Origin of the sequence: Mesorhizobium opportunistum WSM2075 (assembly GCF_000176035.2) — a bacterium.
Taxonomy (GTDB): Bacteria; Pseudomonadota; Alphaproteobacteria; order Rhizobiales; family Rhizobiaceae; genus Mesorhizobium; species Mesorhizobium opportunistum.
The window spans coordinates 5,407,130-5,427,128 of sequence record NC_015675.1; the positions used below are offsets into that span (position 1 = coordinate 5,407,130).

The 19,999-nt window shown below is 62.6% G+C and carries 21 protein-coding genes; 3 read left to right on the top strand and 18 right to left on the bottom strand.

Going from position 1 to position 19,999, the window contains the following annotated elements:
* Position 1: 1 nt before the first annotated feature.
* Positions 2-892: a fatty acid desaturase family protein gene (locus MESOP_RS26200; RefSeq protein WP_013896359.1), complete on the bottom strand. Its 891-nt coding sequence runs from the start codon at positions 890-892 to the stop codon at positions 2-4.
* Between the two features lie 112 nt (positions 893-1,004).
* Here MESOP_RS26200 and MESOP_RS26205 point away from each other — a divergent pair, with 112 nt between their 5' ends.
* The gene (locus MESOP_RS26205) at positions 1,005-1,922 is read left to right on the top strand and encodes a LysR substrate-binding domain-containing protein (RefSeq protein WP_013896360.1); all 918 of its coding nucleotides are present in this window, start codon (positions 1,005-1,007) and stop codon (positions 1,920-1,922) included.
* 20 nt (positions 1,923-1,942) lie between these two features.
* Here MESOP_RS26205 and MESOP_RS26210 read toward each other — a convergent pair whose 3' ends face one another.
* The 11 genes from MESOP_RS26210 to MESOP_RS26260 all read right to left on the bottom strand — a co-directional run bounded on the left by MESOP_RS26210 (position 1,943) and on the right by MESOP_RS26260 (position 12,585).
* Positions 1,943-2,215 carry a DUF3303 domain-containing protein gene (locus MESOP_RS26210; protein ID WP_013896361.1) on the bottom strand — a complete coding sequence of 91 codons (273 nt, stop codon included), beginning with the start codon at positions 2,213-2,215 and terminating at the stop codon, positions 1,943-1,945.
* A gap of 18 nt (positions 2,216-2,233) precedes the next feature.
* Entirely contained in the window at positions 2,234-3,697 is a 1,464-nt protein-coding gene (locus MESOP_RS26215) for a RimK family alpha-L-glutamate ligase (protein ID WP_013896362.1), read from the bottom strand.
* A complete protein-coding gene (locus tag MESOP_RS26220) occupies positions 3,697-4,794 on the bottom strand; it encodes a GNAT family N-acetyltransferase/peptidase C39 family protein (protein ID WP_041165017.1) in 1,098 nt (365 codons plus the stop codon). Before MESOP_RS26220 ends, MESOP_RS26215 begins: the two co-directional genes overlap by 1 nt.
* Before the next feature lie 205 nt (positions 4,795-4,999).
* A complete protein-coding gene (locus MESOP_RS26225; RefSeq protein ID WP_013896364.1) occupies positions 5,000-5,791 on the bottom strand; it encodes an anti-sigma factor family protein in 792 nt (263 codons plus the stop codon).
* Positions 5,788-6,306: an RNA polymerase sigma factor gene (locus MESOP_RS26230; RefSeq protein WP_013896365.1), complete on the bottom strand. Its 519-nt coding sequence runs from the start codon at positions 6,304-6,306 to the stop codon at positions 5,788-5,790. Before MESOP_RS26230 ends, MESOP_RS26225 begins: the two co-directional genes overlap by 4 nt.
* 162 nt (positions 6,307-6,468) lie before the next feature.
* Entirely contained in the window at positions 6,469-6,885 is a 417-nt protein-coding gene (locus MESOP_RS26235) for a type II toxin-antitoxin system VapC family toxin (RefSeq protein ID WP_013896366.1), read from the bottom strand.
* A complete protein-coding gene (locus tag MESOP_RS26240; RefSeq protein ID WP_013896367.1) occupies positions 6,885-7,127 on the bottom strand; it encodes a type II toxin-antitoxin system VapB family antitoxin in 243 nt (80 codons plus the stop codon). The genes MESOP_RS26235 and MESOP_RS26240 overlap by 1 nt, the downstream gene beginning before the upstream one ends.
* Positions 7,128-7,174: 47 nt before the next feature.
* Entirely contained in the window at positions 7,175-9,925 is a 2,751-nt protein-coding gene (locus MESOP_RS26245; protein WP_013896368.1) for a DUF2339 domain-containing protein, read from the bottom strand.
* A gap of 94 nt (positions 9,926-10,019) precedes the next feature.
* On the bottom strand, positions 10,020-10,538 hold the full coding sequence (locus MESOP_RS26250; protein WP_013896369.1) for a PaaI family thioesterase: 519 nt from the start codon (positions 10,536-10,538) through the stop codon (positions 10,020-10,022).
* A complete protein-coding gene (gene recO / locus MESOP_RS26255) occupies positions 10,535-11,311 on the bottom strand; it encodes a DNA repair protein RecO (protein ID WP_013896370.1) in 777 nt (258 codons plus the stop codon). Before recO ends, MESOP_RS26250 begins: the two co-directional genes overlap by 4 nt.
* Positions 11,312-11,442: 131 nt before the next feature.
* A complete protein-coding gene (locus tag MESOP_RS26260; RefSeq protein WP_013896371.1) occupies positions 11,443-12,585 on the bottom strand; it encodes a porin in 1,143 nt (380 codons plus the stop codon).
* Between the two features lie 745 nt (positions 12,586-13,330).
* Here MESOP_RS26260 and MESOP_RS26265 point away from each other — a divergent pair.
* Entirely contained in the window at positions 13,331-14,134 is an 804-nt protein-coding gene (locus tag MESOP_RS26265) for a CPBP family intramembrane glutamic endopeptidase (protein WP_013896372.1), read from the top strand.
* A gap of 127 nt (positions 14,135-14,261) precedes the next feature.
* Positions 14,262-15,767: a winged helix-turn-helix domain-containing tetratricopeptide repeat protein gene (locus MESOP_RS26270; protein ID WP_013896373.1), complete on the top strand. Its 1,506-nt coding sequence runs from the start codon at positions 14,262-14,264 to the stop codon at positions 15,765-15,767.
* 74 nt (positions 15,768-15,841) lie between these two features.
* Here the strand turns inward: MESOP_RS26270 and era are convergent, their stop codons facing one another.
* From era to MESOP_RS26300, 6 genes are all read right to left on the bottom strand, one after another.
* Positions 15,842-16,774: a GTPase Era gene (era, locus tag MESOP_RS26275; RefSeq protein ID WP_085984559.1), complete on the bottom strand. Its 933-nt coding sequence runs from the start codon at positions 16,772-16,774 to the stop codon at positions 15,842-15,844.
* On the bottom strand, positions 16,759-17,472 hold the full coding sequence (gene rnc, locus MESOP_RS26280; RefSeq protein ID WP_013896375.1) for a ribonuclease III: 714 nt from the start codon (positions 17,470-17,472) through the stop codon (positions 16,759-16,761). Before rnc ends, era begins: the two co-directional genes overlap by 16 nt.
* Positions 17,473-17,474: 2 nt before the next feature.
* The gene (lepB, locus tag MESOP_RS26285) at positions 17,475-18,224 is read right to left on the bottom strand and encodes a signal peptidase I (RefSeq protein ID WP_013896376.1); all 750 of its coding nucleotides are present in this window, start codon (positions 18,222-18,224) and stop codon (positions 17,475-17,477) included.
* A gap of 78 nt (positions 18,225-18,302) precedes the next feature.
* A complete protein-coding gene (gene acpS / locus MESOP_RS26290; RefSeq protein WP_013896377.1) occupies positions 18,303-18,716 on the bottom strand; it encodes a holo-ACP synthase in 414 nt (137 codons plus the stop codon).
* Positions 18,713-19,312, bottom strand: coding sequence for a DUF2062 domain-containing protein (locus MESOP_RS26295; protein ID WP_013896378.1), 600 nt, complete (start codon positions 19,310-19,312; stop codon positions 18,713-18,715). The genes acpS and MESOP_RS26295 overlap by 4 nt, the downstream gene beginning before the upstream one ends.
* 263 nt (positions 19,313-19,575) lie before the next feature.
* The gene (locus MESOP_RS26300) at positions 19,576-19,956 is read right to left on the bottom strand and encodes a VOC family protein (protein WP_041165018.1); all 381 of its coding nucleotides are present in this window, start codon (positions 19,954-19,956) and stop codon (positions 19,576-19,578) included.
* Between the last annotated feature and the right edge of the window lie 43 nt (positions 19,957-19,999).

Genomic DNA, 19,999 nt, shown 5'->3' on the forward strand with positions numbered 1-19,999 from the left:
CTCAACGCAGTGTCTCAATGTATTTCTCATGGAAGCTGATATAGCCCGGCTCGACCACCTTGAGATGCCGCTCGATCAGCGCATGAAACCGCGGCAGCTGATGAAACGGCACGCCGGGATAGGCATGATGCTCGGCGTGGAACGGCATATTCCAGGCGAGCTTGCGGACAAGCCAGTTGGTCAGTGTCGTCCTGGTGTTCTCCAACATGTTGGCGACGAACGGACAGCGACCGTGCTCGGCCAGCAAGTAGAGGCGCAGGAATGGCTGTCCGAGCAAAGCGGGAACGATCCAAACATAGAGAAGCACGGAGAGCCGGAAATAGACGGCGAGCAGAATGACCACGGCATAGATGGCAATCATCAAGCGCGCTTCGGTCCGTACCTTGGGGCGGCCCTTCGGCGGTACATAGCTGTCCTGGCTGCGCCCAATGGCATTGGCATGGAGCGTCTTGAAATGGCCCCACCACACCGGGATGCCGGAAACATGCACGAGATACTGCCGCAGCGTCTCCGGTTTCGGGGACGCCAGTTCCGGGTCGTTGTCCGGATCCTGGGTGAAGCGGTGATGGGCGAAATGGAAGTAGCGGAACCAGTCGGCCGGCAGCGCGATCGCCAGGCTGCACACCCGCGCCACCGCATCGTTCAGCCTTTGCGTCTCGAACGCCGTGCGATGAACCGTCTCATGAAGGAGTGTGAACAGGAACACGATCAGGATGCCTTGCGGCAGCATCAGCAGCGGCCAGAATGGCACCTTGGCCGCAATCAGCGCTCCAATGACCATGATCGCCCCCCAATGGGCGCCGAGCTGAACGAGACCCGCGACATCGGACTTGGCGGTCAGACGATTGCGCTCTTCCGGGGTCAATGACGCGATGATGTCGCGATGGTCCATTGGCTTCGGTCCTGGCTGGGATTTGATGACACCCACTGTAGCCGATGAAAAAACTTTCCAAAAACGATGATTTCTGCGATTTAGATAAGGTAAACTTACCTATCTGGTGATCATGGTTACATCTCCATCGCTGAAAGGACTGCAGGCTTTCGAGGCAGCGGCGCGCACAGGCAGCTTTGCCGCGGCGGCGGAAGAGCTTTCGGTTTCGCCTGCCGCGGTCAGCCAGCTCGTCCGCTCGGTCGAAGAACAGATGGACCGCAAGCTGTTCCATCGCGTCAACCGCCGCGTCGTCCTCACCGAGGCGGGCGTGGAAATGCTGCCACGGCTGACCATGGCTTTCCAGGAAATCGGCAGCGTCGCGCGCGAACTGGGCGGCGACGTCTTCCGCCCGCGCCTGGTGGTGTCGGTCCCGCCATCCATGGCCATGGGTTGGCTTTCGCAGCGCCTGGCCGGCTTCGTCGCAAGCCATGGCGCTGCCGATATTTCGCTCCGGGGCGATGACGATCCGATGCCGTTCGATCGCGAGCTGATCGATATCAGGCTGTCGTACGGGCCGCATTATCGCGAGCACCCGACCGAGGACATCGTCCAGGACGCGGTTTATCCCGTCTGCGCGCCAAGGCTTGCCAGCATGGTCAAGGCAGATGGCGGACCGCTCGCCGGGCTGCCGCTGATCCACACGGATTGGGGTCCGACCGGCGCGTCTTTTCCGTCCTGGGGCAACTGGTTCGACGCGGCCGGCATCCAGCCCGACCGGGCAGCGCAGCGCGGCCTCTCGGCCAACTCGTCACGCGCGGCGCTCGACCTTGCCATTTCGGGGTTGGGCGTGGCGCTGGCGCAAGGGGTCTATTGTGCCGAGGCTCTGGAGGACGGCAGGCTGGTCCGGCCCGCCGCCAGGGCGATCGCGCTGCGCCAGCCCTATTGCCTGACGATCCCGGAAAGAAGCGGCCGGCGCGACGTCGTGGCGGCGTTCCGCGATTGGCTGATCCGTGAATGCCAGCGCGCGGTGGGTTCGTCTGTATTCCGTTGACACAGCAGTCGGCTGGACGGTCAAAGGTGCCCGCTCAATGCTTGCGTCATATCCTTGCTGGTCGCCACGGGAACGATCTCGAATTCGACCAGATCCGCCCATTCGATGACCCAACGCTGCAGCAGCGTGACGTCATCGGCTTCGACCAGCAGGAAGCAGCGGCTCATATCCGCCGCGATCCAGCTGTGGTGAACGACAAGCTCATCCGGCTTCAGGCGACCACGGTCGCGGAAACGGCGGTAGATCTCCTTGCGATCGCAGCCGGTAAAGTCCTCGATCACGATGAACAGCATCTTTTTCCCTCGGTTTGATTACCGCCCCGGCCTGTCCAGCCGCTCAAGGAACCACTGCGTCAGCCGCACCCAGACCTCGTCCTTCTCGCCGGAATCCTCCCAGCCATGGTCGAGGTTGGGATTGTCGTTGACCTCGATGACGAAGACACCGTCCTTGGTCTCCTTGAGGTCGACGCCGTAGAGGCCGTCGCCGATGCAGCGCGCCGCTTTGACCGCGGTCTCGACGACATGGGGCGGCGTCTCCTTCAGCGTGAAGGTCTTGATGCCACCCTGGTCGGGCTTGCCATTGGCCTTGTGGTTGACGATCTGCCAGTGCTTCTTGGCCATCAGATAGTGGACGGCAAACAATGGCTGCCCACCGAGCACGCCGACACGCCAGTCATATTCGGTCGGGATGAATTTCTGCGCGATCAGAAGATCGGAATCCTCCAGCCACTCGGTCGCGAGCCGCGTCAGCTCCTCCAGGTTGGCGCATTTCTTGACGCCGCGCGAAAAGGAGGAATCCGGGATCTTCAGAACCAACGGAAAGCCCAGCGTCTGCGCGGCGAGTTCGAGGTCCGAGGTGCCGGCGATCATCACCGTGGGAGGCACCGGCACCTTGTTGTAGGCCATCAACTCGTTGAGATAGACCTTGTTGGTGCAGCGGATCATCGACAGCGGGTCGTCGATGACCGGCATGCCCTCCTGCTGGGCGCGGCGGGCGAAACGATAGGTGTGGTTGGAAATCGAGGTGGTCTCGCGGATGAACAGCGCATCGTAGTTGGCGAGCTTGGCGAGATCCTTCCTGGTGATGGGCTCGATTTCGACCCCCATCTTTTCGGCTATCTTGGCCCAGTAGCGCAGCGACGAGATTTCCGACGGCGGCAGTTCCTCATGCGGATCGACAAGCGTGGCGAAGGTGTAGCGCGCCGGCGTGCGGCCCTTGGTGTCGCGCCATTCGCGGTTGGTGTAGGTTTCCAGGCACTGGATGAAGCTTTTTTCCTCGTCCTCGGTCATCCGTGCCAAGGGGTGGAAGCCGATCTTGCGGATCGAGGCCCATTCGGCGCTGTCCTTGATGTGGACCTCGAGCGCCGGTGCCCGGAACCAGTCGAACAACAGCTTGGCGAAGCGGTCCCACACTTTCGACGGCCCGATGCCGAAGAAGATGCACACCTTCGCCGGAAAGGCGCCGCCGAGGTCCTTGCGGCATTTGTTGAGCGCCAATTCCAATTCCGGTAGCGCATGTTCGTAGAGCTTGCGCTCGGACAGGTCGATCATCGTCTCGACGGTCGGGATGACCTTGTGGCCGCGCGAGCCCGCCAGCAGCGAGGCATAGTAGCCGCGGCTCTGGTAACCGTAGTTGTTCGACAGGTTGATGACCTTCGGCCGCTGGCCGCGAAACAGCGAGGGATGCGCGAGATACTCGCGATTGGTGATGATCTTGTGCGGTGTCGCCACCTGGTCGAGATCGCTCTGCCTGCCGGTAAGAATGACCCAGGTCATTATCTCTTTCCCAAAGTGATGGCGGCACGCAGTCCGTCACGGCCGAACTGCGCCATGTTCATGAAGATGCCGTAAGGCACGGGAATGTTGGCGGCATCAAGGATGGTTTCCTGCCTTTCATCCTCGACCCAGGGATCGTGGATCAGGATATGGTCGCCATCGTCGCCGATGGCCAGTACCCAGTGAGGCACCTTCTTGCCGAACATCAGGAAGCCGCTGATCAGCACCAGCACCAACTTCCCTCCAGCGATCGCGGTTCTGATATCATCGATGGTGAAAGGACGGTAATTCACCGGGATGCCGTAAAGTTCCGCGCGGCGGCGAAAGTCGACCTGAGCCAGCTCCATCACCCGGCGCTTGTCCTCGCTGCGCACCGACTGCAGGAACAGCGCGCCGTAGAAGGAAACGAAAATCTCCGCCGCAAGTCCGCTTTCGTACCCCGAGACCGCCAGGCCGAACGGCTCGCAGCCGCCAGGTCCAGACATCATGAAGACGGTCGTCGCCTCGCGCCAGAGGCGGATTTCCATCACCGGGTCCGGCACGAAGCCTCGGTCGAAATTGGCCATGGCCATCATCAGGCAGCATGGACCGCAGGTGAACTCGCAGGTCTGCTGATAGAACGGCACCTTGGTGGCGACCGGGAGATCGCCGCGCAGTGTCTTTTCATAACGAAGCGCCGTCTCGCCGTCGGAGTAGTAGCCCGGCTCGCGGCCGATCTTGCGATAGCCGGCCTGTTCGTAGATGCGGATGGCCCGGCCGTTGTCCTCGCGCACTTCGAGGCGCAGCATCATGCGGTCGTGCTCGAAGGCTGCCTCCTCGGCCGCCGACAGCAGCTGGCGGCCGACACCGAGTCCCCCGAAAAACGGGCCGACAGCTATGGAATAGAGCCGCGCGACCCCACTGCCCTTGCGAAACAGCACGATCGAATAACCGGCGACGTGGCCATCGATTTCGGCGACCAGCGTCTCGGCGGTCTCACGCTCGATGAACTGGCGAAAGGAGCGGCGGGAGATGCGGTCGCTCGAGAACACAGCTTTCTCGATGGCGGCGAGATCATCGACGTCGGACGCGCGGGCCGTGCGGATCTCGGCAGGCATGCGGCTTGAGGAAACCTCGATTGCGTTGCGGAAACGGCCCCGGTCAAAAGCGTCGCGAACACCGGCCGAAGCGCCGGTATTCATCAAGCGCTATCGCTCCTTGATTAGGGCCGAATTGTGACAGTTTCCGTGGCGGCAGGGAAGCCGGCAAGCTTTGCGCAAGATCGCCGTTGAAGCCTGCCCGTGGCGGAAGATCACAGCCCGCTCAGCTCGCGAGACCAGCCAGAAGCTGGCCATAGGCATTTTTGGCCACGACCGCCAATTGCTCACGCGGCAGCGAGCCGACAACGGCGCAGCCATAGCCCTTGTCCAGCCAATAGACGGCCTGCGGCCCGTCCTGCGCCGCAGCATAGGTGCCCTTGGCGTTCTCCGTCGATTCCGCGGTGACGAAGAGCGATATGCGCTCACCCTTGTCGTCCTCGTAGAGCAGCATCGCGGCCTTGCTTTCGCCGGCCGGCAGCAGCCGGCCGCCGATCAGTTGAAAACCGTTGGCGGTCAGGTCCGGGGCGACCAGCCTCAAGCCGACCCGATTGGACAGCCAGGTCTGCAAATGATCCTTGTCGCTGGCAGGCACTTCCACGGCATGCCGCTTCTCGGCGGCGAAGATGACATGGGCGGCGATCGCCTGTTCGGCGAGCCTGTCTTCAGCCGGATCCTCCTGCCCGAAGCCGTCGATGCCGGCAAAGTAGCCGCCAAATCCGCCCGCGGCCAGAAGCACGGCCGCAGCAGCGGCAAGCCACCAGCGCGAGCGTGGCGCGGCGACCCTGAGCGGCGCCTCGCCGAGCACCACCTTGCGCAAACGCAGGGGTACAGCCTCATCCAGCACGCCGCCAAAGGCGGCGCGCAATGCCTCCCGGTCGGCGGTGAAGCGGACGCTCCTGGCCTTCATCTCGGGATTGGCTTCGAGCCAGGCATCGTAGGCGGCACGCTCGTCGGCCGGCAGCTCGCCGTCGAGCGCCATGTGGATGTCACGTTCGGAAAAATCGCGGCGGATCATTTCTCGACGATCCTTATCGTGCGGCGGCGCGCCGTATCATCCAGCAACCCACGCAATTCCTCACGCCCACGCGCGATGCGTGACATCAGCGTGCCGGCGGGCACGCCCAGAATGTTGGCGGCTTCGGCATAGGAAAAGCCCTCGATCGCGACCATGACAAGCGCGGCGCGGCGATCGGGGCTGATCGCCTGCAAAGCATTGATGATTTCGCGTGAGGCGATGCCCTCCAACTGTTCGGCCGGCTGGGCAACCGCCTCGCCCGCTTCCAGCGGCAGCATCGCCGCCTCGCCTCGGCGGTTCACCTTGCGCATCTGGTCGATGAACAAATGATGCATGATCGTAAACAGCCACCTCCTGGGGCTCTCTCCCGTCTGCCAGTTCTCGAGCCGCAGCAGTGCGCGTTCGAGGCAGTCCTGGACGAGGTCGTCGGCAGAATCGCGGTCGCGCAAAAGCGAGCGTGCGTAGCGGCGCAGGCGCGGTATTTCGCCAAGGATTGCTGCCTTCTTTTCGTCCATGACCGCTGGTTCTGAGGTCGCCTTTGTTGATCTCGATTGAACGCGCCTTCCCGGCGCGGCGCAAGCGGCCAGCGCGAAGCGGTCCGCCGCCCCGGTCACCCAAGCAATGAGATAACGACGTGATCGGCTAAATTATTCCCGGCAATCAACAAGAAAGCCGAATTATCCCAAATCGGTAAACGGGAAATCATTGCCCTTGTAGAGCAGCGGAACATTGAGGCTTTTGGCACAAGCGTAGGCGAAACAGTCGCCGAAATTCAGTTGGGCCTGATGGCCGACAGCCTTGCCATAGCGCGCACTTGCATCAATGGCCTGGGAGCCAATGTCTTCGCCGATGACCACATTTTCCGCGCCAATTTCCACAATGAAACGATCGATCAGATCGCGAGCCCTGAGAAGGGCTTCAGCATCCGGCCTGTCGGAGCCCGCGGCTGCGCGCGCCAGTGCCTGCGTCGCCTCGAAACGCACCAGTGCAGATACGTAGAGCGGGCCGGCAAAACCGGAAAGCCGCTTGACCAGTTCCTCCCACCCAGGTTCCCAATTGAGAATTCCGACGATCACCGATGCGTCGACGAACATCAGTCTTCCCACATCTCGTCGGTGAATTTCTTCATGTCGAAATCGGGGTTGGGCAGGCCAAGCTTCCTGGCCTCGGCTTGTAGTCTCGCAATCCGATCGCGAAGCGGCACCGTGGCGCGATTGCGCTCAAGTTCGTGTACCAACGCGATCCGAACCGCCTCCGTTTTGCTCGGGGCGTTGGTCTCGCGCTGCAATCTGGTTGCCAGCGCATCCACCTCATCGTCACGGATATAGAGCGGCATGGAATATCCTCCAATGGATATTCATATATTCAACGTTGCATATTCCTTCAAGATGCTACGCTTCCCTCCTTCGCCGCCCGCGTCAAAAGCCGCTGGTAGAATAGCCCGATGCCGATCAGCACGGCACCGAGCCCGATAAAGGACAGCGCCCTGAGCACGCCCTCCAGTTCGGACATGTCGAAGAGGAAGACCTTCAGCACGGCGACAGCGATCAGGCCGGCGGAGGCAATGCGCAGCACCTGCGACTTCAGCCAGACGCCGGCGGTGAGCAGCGCCACGCCGATGACCAGCCAGAGCGCCGAATAGGTGTAGGTTTCCAATTGGCCAAGCCCGCTCCACAGGCCGATGAACTCGCCCTTGAACAGGCGCCTCACCGACAGCGTGGCATAGGCAAAGGCAAGCAGCGCCGCCACCAGCGCCAACATCTGCGCATACCATTTCGGCCGCTTGTCCCTGGCGTAAAGCGCCAGCCCGCCGGCGGCGACCGCCGGCAGGAGATAGGCGAGGAACAACAGGTTGAACACCGGGATCCGGCCTGTCGATTCGTCCGTGAACAGCGGATTCAGCACCACGAAATGCCTGACAACGATGAAGGCGACCGAGACCACACCGGCGGCCATCGAACCATAGCGCAGCACCGAACTTGGCGAGCGCATGTCGATGGCGACCAGGATGGCGCCGGCGCCGATCGCGATCAGCGTGTAGATCGCCTGTTCGGCGAGCGTCATGGCACCCGTGTCGATCACGCCGCCATGCATGGCGTGACGCACCAGCATGGCAACGGCTAGCAGCGCAAACAGCGCCGCGGCCGCTTCCATGGCGAGGCGTGGCCGGCCATCGGTGGTGCGGGCGAGTTGCCAGGCGGCGAAGCCGAAGGCCAGCGCCGGTATCCCGTAACCCGGCAGCAGCCAGTTGAACACCGGTGTGGTGGAGAGGAATCCAGCGCCGACGATTGTCGGATCGAAGGCGACGCGGCCGAGCACCGCGATCACGGCGCCGACAGAAATCCAGCCGAGCGCCGGATAAGAACGCCAGCGTGTCGCCAGCGCCGGTATGATGGCCGCGGCACCCAGCAACATGGTGGTCCAGCCCGAGCCGAAAGCCATGTGCAGCATCAGGAGGCCGGCGATTGCCGCGCCGCCGAGGGCAAATGATACGGCCATTCCGCCCTTGAGCGGCGGCGCTTCGGCCCTTGCGATCCACTCGCCGCCGGCGGCGAAAATCACCACCAGCAATGCCGCGATGGCGGCGTAAACAAAGTCGCGGTCGAGATTGCCGAAGGTGAACCAGAGCGCCAGCAGGATGACCAGCGGCACGATGACGGCCCATGCCGCCCAGGAGGCGGACCGCGGCCAGGAGGAGGCCGCGAACTTCCAGGCTGCCCAGAGACCGGCGCCAATGAAGACCAGGCCCAGCGCGATGCCGATGCGCCATGTCAGCGCGTTGGAGGTTGCAAGCGGCAGTCCATCGACACCAAGAGCGCCGCCCGAAAAATCGGAAGCGATCGAGGTCGGCGGGATGATGCCGAGATAGATCAGCACCGTCGCCAATCCGGCGGCGAAAAGCAGGGGCAGCGCCAGCGGTCGATAGACCGCGACGGCCACCATCGCGGCAAGCAGCACTGCCGCCGGCAACGCATCGCCGGCGGCGGCGAAGACCGGGTCGACCGACAGGCCCAGCGCCGAGAATGCGACGAACAGCCCAGGCACGATCGACGGCCAGTCGAAAGCCCTCGCCGGTCCGGTCTCGTCGCCACGACGGCCGAGCCAGACAAAAGCGAGCACGGCGAGCGTGGCCGCATTGATGAACAGGATGACGGAGAGGTTCGCCCCCGGTGCGTCGGTCATGTAGAGGATGGTCCAGATGCCGGTGCCGAAAAAGGCCGCCGCCATCAGCAGCTTCCAATCGCGCATGCGGGCGATGACGCCGGTGGCGGCAAGCACGATCGCCAGATAGCCGAACAGCGCCCAGGGATTGGGCGCCTGCGAGGCGATCAGCACCGGCGTCACCATGGCGCCGACAAGACCGATGCCCGCCAGCGCCTGGCCGTGGACGAGAGCGGCCGCGATGGTCGCCACGCCGATGGCGCCGAGCAACGTGAAGGCGAGCGCCGGCCCGATGAAACCGTAAATGCCATGGGCGGCGTAGACGGTGCCGAACAGGATGAAGGCACCCGCCGCTGTCAGGATTGCCGGAATGTAGGCGCCCGCGGCGCCTTGCACGGGCATCTTGAAGCCGGTGCGGCGGATGAACTCGCCGCCCGCGACCAGCACCAGCCCGAGCACCGCGGCCATGGTGAGCCGCACGCCGGGACCGAAAATGCCGGCCTCGATGGTGTAGCGGATCAGGAACAACCCGCCCAGCGCCAGCGCGATGCCGCCCACCCAGACCGCCCAGCGGGTGCCGAGCGCCGTTTCGACATCGGATTGGCGGGCGGCTTTCGGCGTTGTGGCAGGTTCGGTGGGCTTCGTTGCCTTCGGCTCGCCCGCGGTCCATGGCCCGGACATGATCTCGTCGGACGGAGCTTCCGCTTCTGCAGCGGGCATCGGTGCGGCGGTCGGCTCGCTCACTGCTGCTGGAGCTAGATCCGCCGCTGCCGCCGGCACCGGCGCCGCGTCCTCCTTGCCATGGGTGGCCGCCAGTTCGTACGGCTTGACCGCTGGTGGCACGGCGCCTGAAAGGACAAGGCTGCGCAACGCACCAAGTTCGCGCTCGATCAGGCCGATGCGGCCTTGCTGGCGCGAAATGATGACGAACAAGGCGATGATGGCGACAAGGCCGATCAGGCTCTCAAACATGGCGGTTCCCCCAAACCAGGCCAGTTTTCACTGACGTTTCGTCTCACTGACATTCAAATACGGCGGCTAGGCGGCAACTGGACGGCTGGAAAACTCAACGTGCCGCCAGATTGGCGGCTGGAAATATGGAACATGTCTCGGTGCCGAAAGCCAGCAGCTTGCCGCCGGCATCCTTCAGCGTCGCTTCCGAAACGGCAAGCGTACGGCCTTTGTGGACCACCTTGCCTTCGCAGACCACCTCGCCGGTCCTGGGCGTGATCGGCCGTGTCAGATTGACCTTGAATTCCGCGGTCGTATAGGCCTCGCCCTTTTCGAGCAGTGTCTGCACGGCGCAGGCCAAAGCCGAATCGAGAAGCGTCGCCGCCCAGCCGCCATGCACGCTGCCCAGCGGATTGAGGTGACGCTCGCCCGGCATGCCGTGAAAAACAGCGCGCCCTTCCGAGACTTCGGTGAGGGTGAAATTCAGCTGAAATGAGATCGGCGGCGCCGGATATTTGCCATCGACGATGCGCTGCAGCAATTCCAGGCCGGTATATTCCAGGATGTCGGCGTGCGGGATCGTGCCCAAGCCGAGCGGCGAGACGCGGCCCGGATAGAGTTCAACCTCGCTCATGTGATGATTTCTCTGGCGGCATTCTCTCCGGCAATGGTCTTGCGCGCTGCATGATGCTTGCGCAGTGCGGCAAGAAAGCCGAGGCGGGCATCCGGCTGCTCGATGGCGCGCGGCTCATAGACGTGGCGGGTGAAGAAGAAGCCGGTGAGCCGGAAGGCGTCCTCGACAGCTCCGGGATCCGCGCGCAGGCCGGAACCGCGCTGCAGAAACGCCGGCAGCGCCAGCATCTTGTCGCGCCACGGCAAGCCTGCTTCACGCGACACCGCGCGCCCCGACTTCGGCGAGACATAGGCGAGGTCCTGTTGCGTGCCGGTGGCGGCGCAGCGGCTGAGATCGAGGCCGAAGCCGAGTTCATCGAGGATCAGAAGCTCGAAGCGTGCCACCAGTTCGCCGGCGGCATCGGCGTCGTCGAGATGGACGATCATCACCGAAAGCGCTTCGTAAAGGCCGCCATGGGCGTCGCGCTCCGGCAGCAGACGCAGATGCGCCGCCATGGTCTGCAGCCCGTAGACGGCGATGGCGCTGTCCATGAGCCGGGCGGCATTCATCTCGATCGGCTCGGCCTGGAAGGTGCCGAGATGCTCGTCAAGGCGTGCCCGCCACAAGAGATCGACGCGATTGCCCGGCTGCAGGACAGGCTGCTGTTTGCGCGAACGGCCGCCGCGAACGAGACCGAGATGGCGGCCATGCGTGCGCGTCATCACCTCGAGAATGGCGCTGGTTTCGCCATGCTTGCGGGTGCCGAGAATGATTCCCTCGTCGCGCCATTCCATTTCTAGAGCTTTTCACCGATCGGGTGGCGAAATCAAGGTATGGGCTTGCGCTGGGACCGACTCTTGCAACAGCACATAAAAAACCGCCCGCAGCAAATGCTGCGGGCGGCCTGGTAAGGTCAGTCGATCGATTAGAAATTGCGCTGGAAGCGGACGATACCGCCAACGCTGTCCTTCTTGTCGGCCTTGGACCAGTTGCCGTAGAGGGAGGGATTGCCGTAATTGCCGTAGTGGTCCCAGTCGACTTCGGTCGTGACCGTGAAGCCCGGGACGATGGTGTAGGCGACGTTCGCGGCGAGAGCGTAGTTCTTGTCGTCATCAGCCGAAGCCTGGACGTTGAACGCGGTCTTCTCGTTGAACTTGTAGGTGCCGCCACCCCAGACAGCCCAGTTGCCACCCCAGGGCTTGTATTGGGTGCGGCCGCTTGGAGCCCAGACATCGCTGTTGTCTGTCGTGCCATAGCCGCCCATGACGAACAGCGACAGTTCCTTGGTGACGTTGACGTCCAAACGGACCTTGCCGGCGACTTCCTCGTAGTTGCTGTCATAGGCGACGACGCCGGTGATCGCACCCCAATCGGCCTTGTACTTCAAACCGCCGACGACGTGCGGAACATAGCTGTCGATCGTGTTGACGCCAGTGCCTTCTTCGAGCGAGATCACACCCGTGAAGCCGCTGCCCGCGTCGAAGTAGTACTGGACAACGTTGGTGTCCTTGATGCCATACGGGATAATCGTGTCCTGGATGACGTTGCCGGCATAACCGATGAACTGGTCGTATGCCGTTTCATCCTTGCCGACGCGCAGGCCACCGAGCTGGATCCAGGCGAAGTTGAGAGTGGTGGTCTTGTTGCCAGCTTGCCAGCCAGTGCCGTCACCTGAATAGTCGCCGGAGGAGTTGCCGAACTGGAAGCGAGTCTCGGTAAAAGTCTTCAACGTGCCGAGCTCGGTTTCCTGGCCGGTATAAGTCCTCAACGTGAAACGCATGTTCTTATAGTAGGTGTCGTGCCTATCGCCGTCCATGTGATCGGCAACGTTATTGACGCCATCCAGCGTACCGGAATCGCCGACGCCCATGTCGTAGCGGAGATAGCCGCCGATGCGCAGGCAGGTCTCGGTGCCCGGGATATAGAAGTAGCCGGCGCCGTAGACGTCGCAGATCTTGACGTATTCGGCCGGTTCCGGCTCGGCGACGACGACAGCGTCCGCGGCGCGCGCGCCGGACACCGCGACCAGTGCCGCGGCTGAGCCGAGAAGAAGGCTCTTGATATTCATTTTCTGACCTCTCCAGTCAAAGTTAAAAATGGCTTCGGATTTGTGGCTGGCGGATATGTTTTCCCGCCTCATCCCCACAACGAAAAAGGCTCGCACCGCGTCCCCTTTTCGCGGCGAACATACCCATCAATCGTCCGCCTTCAATGACGGTTTTGGAAATAACGTCGATTCCGTGAACAGAATAATCCTGTGTTGCACAAATAACACTTGCCATTTTAGCGAATGGCACAATTGGAACAACGTCATATATTCAATATATACACGAATAATTTCCCGGCTAAATAGGTGTATATGCATGGCATCACTACAAAACGCTGGAACTCGCGAGGCCATACCTGTTCCAAATTACAAATACGCAGCTGTTTTTTTGCCCGACGCATCGCCAGGCGACATTCGTCCCTTGGCAACGCCGACGGCCCTGGCATCCGCGGCGATACGGTCGGGAGGCCGTCCGGCAAGACTGTGAGATGGCGCCAATCGGGACGCGGTGCCCGGTAGCAGTCCGTGGCCGGCCTCCACATCGGCTCCGCCCCGGCTGCCGAGCAAATAGGCCAGCCCTTCAGAAATATCGGAAATCTTTCAGAAACTGCTCGGGATTTTTGGCGGCACAAGAAGCAATAAGGGCAGGTCGGCCAGAGCGGTCGATCAACGGCCGGACACATTCGGCTCGTCTCCAGATGCAGGTCGACCGATCGGGCAGCCCGGCGACTTCTCCTGACCAATCTGCCCGTCGAGAGGACCTGACATGATTTCCCTCCTGAGCATGGTGCGAAGGCACCAGCTGACCACCTTCTTTTCACTGGCGCTTGGCCTGACCTGGCTGGGCTTCATCCCGTTCTGGCTGTCGAATGGCGACAGTATTCCCTGGTTTACGTTTGGCCCGATGGCCGCCGGCTTCATCGTCGCCTCTCTTTCCGGAGGTTGGACTTCAGTCAAGGCGATCCTCGCCTCGATGGTAAAGTGGCGGGTGCATCCGACATGGTACCTAGTGGCCTTCGGCCTGCCGTTCGCAACACAGCTGACTTCCATCATGATCAATCCGCTATTTGGCGCCGCAGCACCAGCCTGGGCTAATATTCCGGCGTTTTCCGAGATGGTGCCGATCATCGCGCTCTACGCCATCTTCAGCGGCCCGCTCGGAGAGGAGCCCGGTTGGCGGGGCTTTGCGACATCACGTCTGCTCGCCAGTCATTCGGCGCTGGCCGGCAGCCTGATCCTCGGCGTGATCTGGGCAGTCTGGCACTTTCCGCTTGGGCTGGTCGGCGACCTCAGCCTGTACGGCACGATCAATGTCTTGCTGGCTGCCGTGGTCTTCACATGGCTCTACCAGAATACCGGCAGCGTGCTTCTCGCCTTCATCATGCACTTCACCCACCAGAACAGCGTGCGCTTCCTGGGCCAGGTGTTCACGGGCGGGGACTACGTGCAGCAGCAATGGCTCGGTGTCGGCATTTGGGCAGTCATCGCGGTCATCATCGTCGCCCACTATGGCACGGAAAGTTTCGTGCGCAGGCCAAAGACGCGGTTTGCCGTCGCCGGCACAGTCTAACCCAACGCAATTGTCGCGGCGCCCGAAGCCAGGCGCTGCGTCTTTCTGGCGATGAAAGTGCACTGGCCCTTGACCCAGCCCGCTCGCCGTAGGCCAATGCCGGCATGGCTTCAGGAGCGGGCCTTTGATGGCGGTCTCGGCCACCGGTCAGGTTTTTCAATTCGGCGGTTTTACGCTCGATCTGGGCAAAGGCACGCTCAGCCGTGCCGACCAGCCGGCCTTCCTGCGCCCGAAAGCCTACGCGTTGCTGACCCACCTTGCCTGCCACATCGGCCGCGTGGTGCCGAAATCGGAGCTGATGGATACGGTCTGGCCTGGAGTTTTCGTCACCGAGGATTCGCTGACGCAGTCGGTGCGCGAAATTCGTAAGGTGCTGGGCGAGGAACGGGTGCGGACGGTGTCGAAACGCGGCTACATGTTGGTGCCGGAGACGGAAGCAGTACCCGAATCCGGCGCACAGCCAATCGTGGCGGTGCTGAGATTTCGCAACGACGGCGCGGATCCAGCCAATCAGGAGATTGTCGACGGTTTTGCAGAAGACATCATCAATGGCCTTGCCCGCTTCGGCACGGTGACAGTGCTGGCGCGCAATTCGAGCTTTTCGTTCGCCTCCCATTCGCCCGCCGAGTGGCCAGCCATCCGCTCGCGAATCGGCGCCGATTATCTCGTTGAAGGCTCGGTGCGGCGACAAGCGGAGCGCATCATCGCCGCGGTCAGTCTGATCGATGCCGCCAATTCAGCGCAGCTCTGGGGCGATCGCTACCAGGCCGAGGCTGCCGGGCTGTTCACGATCCAGCAGGACATCGTCGAGCAGATCGTCGGTCGGCTGGTGGTCAAGGTCAGCAATGCCGGACTGACGCGCGCCTCGCGGCGGCCGGTGACCAGCCTCGCCTCCTATGAGTTGGTATTGCGCGGCGTCGCCTTGATGCGCGACCCGGCGCAAAGCGACCTGAAGGCAGCTGCGGCACTGTTCGAGGCGGCGATCTCGAAGGATCCTTCCTATGGCCTCGCCCACACGTATTTGGCGCTGTCCTATGTGCTGAACAGCGAATTCGGACCTACCAGCAGTTCCGTGCTGGCAAAAGCCCGCGATCTTGCGGAAAGGGGTATCGCGCTGTCTCCCGACCAGGCGACGGCGCACCGCATTCAGTCGCTGGTCCGGCTCAGCATGCGCGACCATCAGGCCGCCGAGCATCATTTGCAGATCGCGCTCGAGCTTAATCCTGGCGACGCCGAATGCATCGAGCAGATGGGCCATCTTCTGACGATGCGCGGCCGACCGCTCGAGGCGCTCAGCTGGCTGGCGCGCGCCATCAGGATCGACCCGCTCAATCCTCACTGGTACCAATACGATCGATCGCTGGCGCTCTACATGCTGGGCGAATACCGGCCGGCCGCGGAGGCATTGGAACTTGCGACGCGGCCAACGCCGTGGATCCGCACGCGCCTGGCCGCCTGCTATGCGCAACTCGGCAACATGGAGGCGGCAACACGCCAGGCGGCGTTGATCAATGCCGGTGGCTTCGATTTTTCGCCGGTCGACTATGCGACAACAGTGGTCCCGTTCGAAAACGCCGTCGACGCGGAGCATCTTGTCAATGGCGTATTGCTGGCGCTGGGACGGCGACGTTAGATCCGGTGCCGTTACCTCACAGCTTATATGGCGTGGCGACCAACCAGCTGACGAGTGCTGTGTCGATTTCGACCTTAGTGCGGGAACTCCAGTCCCATCTCGCGGTAGCGCTCGGGATCGTCGCCCCAGTTTTCGCGCACCTTCACGAACAGGAAGAGGTGCACCTTCTGCTCGAGAATGCCCGCGATTTCCATCCGAGCCGCTTGGCCGATGGCGCGGATGGTCTCGCCCTTGTGGCCGAGCACGATCTTCTTCTGGCTGTCGCGCTCGACATAGATGGTCTGGTCGATGCGCACCGAGCCGTCCGGCTTCTCTTCCCATTTCTCGGTCTCGATATGGGAGGAATAGGGCAATTCCTGATGCAGCCGCAGATACAGTTTTTCGCGCGTGATCTCAGCCGCGAGCTGGCGCATCGGCAGGTCCGAAATCTGGTCCTCCGGATAGTACCAGGGGCCGGCCGGCAGCGCCTGCGCCAGATAGTCGAGCAGGTCCTTGCAGCCGGAACCGGTCAGCGCCGAGACCATGAAGGTGCGCTTGAACGGCACTTTTTCGTTCGCCGCCGCGGACAGCGCCAGAAGCGTCTCGTGCTTGACCCGGTCGACCTTGTTGAGGATCAGCGCCATCGGCTGGCGCACGTCCTTCAGCCGCTCGAGGATGGCGTCGGCATCGCCCCGGATGCCGCGCTCGGCATCGATCAGCAGCAAGACGATGTCGGCGTCCTTGGCGCCGCCCCAGGCGGTGGTGACCATTGCCGTGTCGAGCCGCCGCTTGGGCTTGAAGATGCCGGGCGTGTCGACGAAGACGATCTGCGCATTGTCATGCATGGCGATGCCGCGCACGATGGCACGTGTCGTCTGCACCTTGTGGGTGACGATCGACACCTTGGCGCCGACCAACTGGTTGACGAGCGTCGACTTGCCAGCATTGGGCGCGCCGATCAGCGCGACAAAGCCGGAGTGCGTGGCAGGGGGTTCAGCAGTTTCGATATCGGTCATGCCGCGTTCCATACACCTTCGCGCAGCAGAAGGGCAGCCGCGGCCGCCTGCTCCGCCTCGCGCTTGGAACGGCCGCTGCCGACTGCCGGCTGAAACGTGCCGACCCTGACGCTGACCGTAAACAGCGGGTCGTGGTCCGGCCCCTCGCGGCTGTCGATCTGGTAGGCGGGAACCGCACTCGCCGCCTGATGCGCCCATTCCTGCAATTCGGTCTTGGCGTCGCGGCGCGCCGCGCCTGAAGCTTGCGAACGCGGCAGCCAATATTTGTGGATGAAAGCCCGCGCCGCCTCCAGCCCACCGTCGAGATAGAGCACGGCGATCAGCGATTCCAAGGCGTCGGCGCGCAAATTGACGCGCTTGCGCCCATCGAGCCCGCGTATATCCGATCCGGCGCGGATCAAGTCCGGCAGCCCGATATGTTCAGCAATGTCCGAAAGCGCCTCGGCGTTGACCAGCGCGTTGAGCCGCAGCGACAGCTCGCCTTCCGCCGCATCGGGAAACGCGGCCAGCAGCATGTCGGCGACGACCAGGCCGAGAACGCGGTCGCCGAGAAACTCGAAGCGCTCGTAATCGATGCCGGCATTGGCCCCACGGGCACTGGCATGCGTGAGCGCGCGCTGCAGGCGCTGGCGGTCGGCAAAGGCATGGCCCGTGCGTTCCACAAGCGCTTCGGCGAGCGCATCGGCGGTCAGGCGTTTTGCCGCTGCCATCCCTAATTGACGAAGTGGAACAGGCGCGACGCGCGCATCAGCGACGGCCATTTCCAGATTTCGAGTGGGCTTGCCTTGCCGGCGATCGAGAAGAAAACGAGATTGGCGCGGCCAACCAGGTTTTCCGCCGGAACATAGCCGACCGTGAAACGACTGTCGGCGGAGTTGTCCCGGTTGTCGCCCATCATGAAATAATGGCCGGGCGGCACGTCGAATTCGCGGGTGTTGTCGCCGATCGAATTCGGCGACAGGTCCAGCGTGTCGTAGCTGACACCATTAGGCAGGGTCTCACGATAGACGTCGATCGGATAATCCTTTTCCGTGACGTCGGGATTATCGATCTGGCCGGTCTTCACACGCGGCACGCCCACGCCATTGATGAACAACTGGCCGTCCTTCATCTGGATCTTGTCGCCGGGCAGGCCGACCACGCGCTTGATGTAGTCAACGGAAGGGTCCGGCGGGAACTTGAACACCACGACATCGCCGCGCTTGGGCTCGGAGCCCCAGATGCGGCCAGAAAAAATATCGGGGCCGAAAGGCAGCGAATAGCGCGAGTAGCCGTAGGACCACTTGGTGACGAACAGATAGTCGCCTTCCAGGAGCGTCGGCCGCATCGATCCCGATGGGATCGAAAAGGGCTGGAACAAGAGCGTGCGGATGACCAGGGCGAGCAAAAGCGCCTGGACGACGACGCTGACGGTTTCGCCAAGCCCGCCGGATTTCTTCTGGGATTTATCAGCCACGCTCATGTCGTCCTCGATTGTGCGTTGGATGGTATAGAGTCTCGGCGCGCGCTGGGCAACGTCAATGCCGGTCGTCAGAGGCAATCAATGTGGCGCTTCTTCGACGGGCAACGCTTCGATGATCACAAAGGCTTGAGCGAGCGGGAAATCATCCGTGATGGTGAGGTGGATCGCCGCGCGATGTCCCCGAGGCAGGATCTTTTCCAGCCGCGCCAGTGCGCCGCCAGTCAGCGCCATCGTCGGCGCCCCGCTTGGCAGGTTGACGACACCCATGTCGCGCCAGAAGACGCCTTGCGCCAGACCCGTTCCCAAGGCCTTGGCGCAAGCCTCCTTGGCAGCGAAGCGCTTGGCGTAGGAGGCCGCGCGGGCGCGCCGGTTTTCCGAACGCGCCTGTTCGACCTCGGTGTAGATTCTCTGGATGAGGCGCTGGCCGTGGCGCTCCAGCGACTTCTCGATGCGCCTGATATCGATCAGGTCACTGCCGATGCCAATGATCATCGTGCGGCGGAGCCGATGCTTCCCGTGGGATGGGACGATTGGCCATGACGGCGTGCGCGCTCGGCAAGGCGCTTGCGACGCTGTTCGCGGAAAGCGTTCATGCCCCAGCGCGTGATGCCGTAGAACAAGAGGCCAAACACCAGCCCGAGCGGCACGGCGCCGATCAGCATTGGTTCCAGCACGGGGTGCCACAGCTTCGCAAACGAAAGCGTATGCATCATGTCGCCCAGTTGCGCAGGCGGTCCGTGCCTGGGCAGACGCTCATGCAGGATCAGCTTGCCGGTTTCCCAGGACGCGCCCCACAACAGGGGAAAGGTCAACGGATTGCCGAAGAAAACCGCGCCGAGGGCGGCTGCCACCAGATTGCCGGCGATCAGCCAGCACACGATAGCGGCAATGGCGAAATGGAAGCCCACCGGGAAAAACGATGCAAAGACGCCGGCGGCGACCCCGGCCGCCACAGCGTGCGGCGTGGCCTTCAGCCGCAGGATGCGCTTGGAGAAATACTGGAGCGAGCGTGAAAACGAGCGGCGCGGCCACAGATAGGTACGCACCCGCTCGAGAAGACCATCCGGCTTGCGGCGACGAAAAAGCACTCTTTCCTATTCCCGATAACGTACAGCTTACATACCGGCTGCTTCCAGCCCGGCTTCGACCGCCATATCTTGCGCTTTGCGGCCGCCTAAAGGCAATCGCGACTTTGATATAGCCATGCGCACCCCCGACAACAACCGAATGCCATCTGAACTGCGGCCATACAGCCTATAATCCTGGTAAGGTTCGCGTCCTCCAACACCGGACAATCACGGCGAATTTGAGAAGGGCGTCGGCTTTTTGTCGCAGCCCAATGCTTGCGATCCTACCGCAGGTATTCGCTGACCTCGACAAGGTTGCCGTCGGGGTCGCGGAAATAGACCGACATCATCGGGCCGCGGGCGCCGGTGCGTTCGACCGGCCCCAGTTCCACCACCACATTGTTTGCCTCGAGACTGGCGATGACTTCGCCGAGCGGGCGATCGGTGATCAGGCAGAAATCGCCGGATCCGGCCGTCGGCAACCTAGCCTTCGGTTCGAAAGTGCGACCGATCTCGTGGACATTGATCTTCTGGTTGCCAAAAGCCAGCGCTGTCGGCTGGCCCGGCGTATCGATGCGCTCAAAACCCAGCACGCGCTGATAAAAGGCGCAGGTCGCGTCGAGCGACGCCACCGTCAACACGAAATGATCGATCCCAACGATCATCGCCGATCTGTTTTCATCCATGTCATCCTCCCAAAACCGCTGC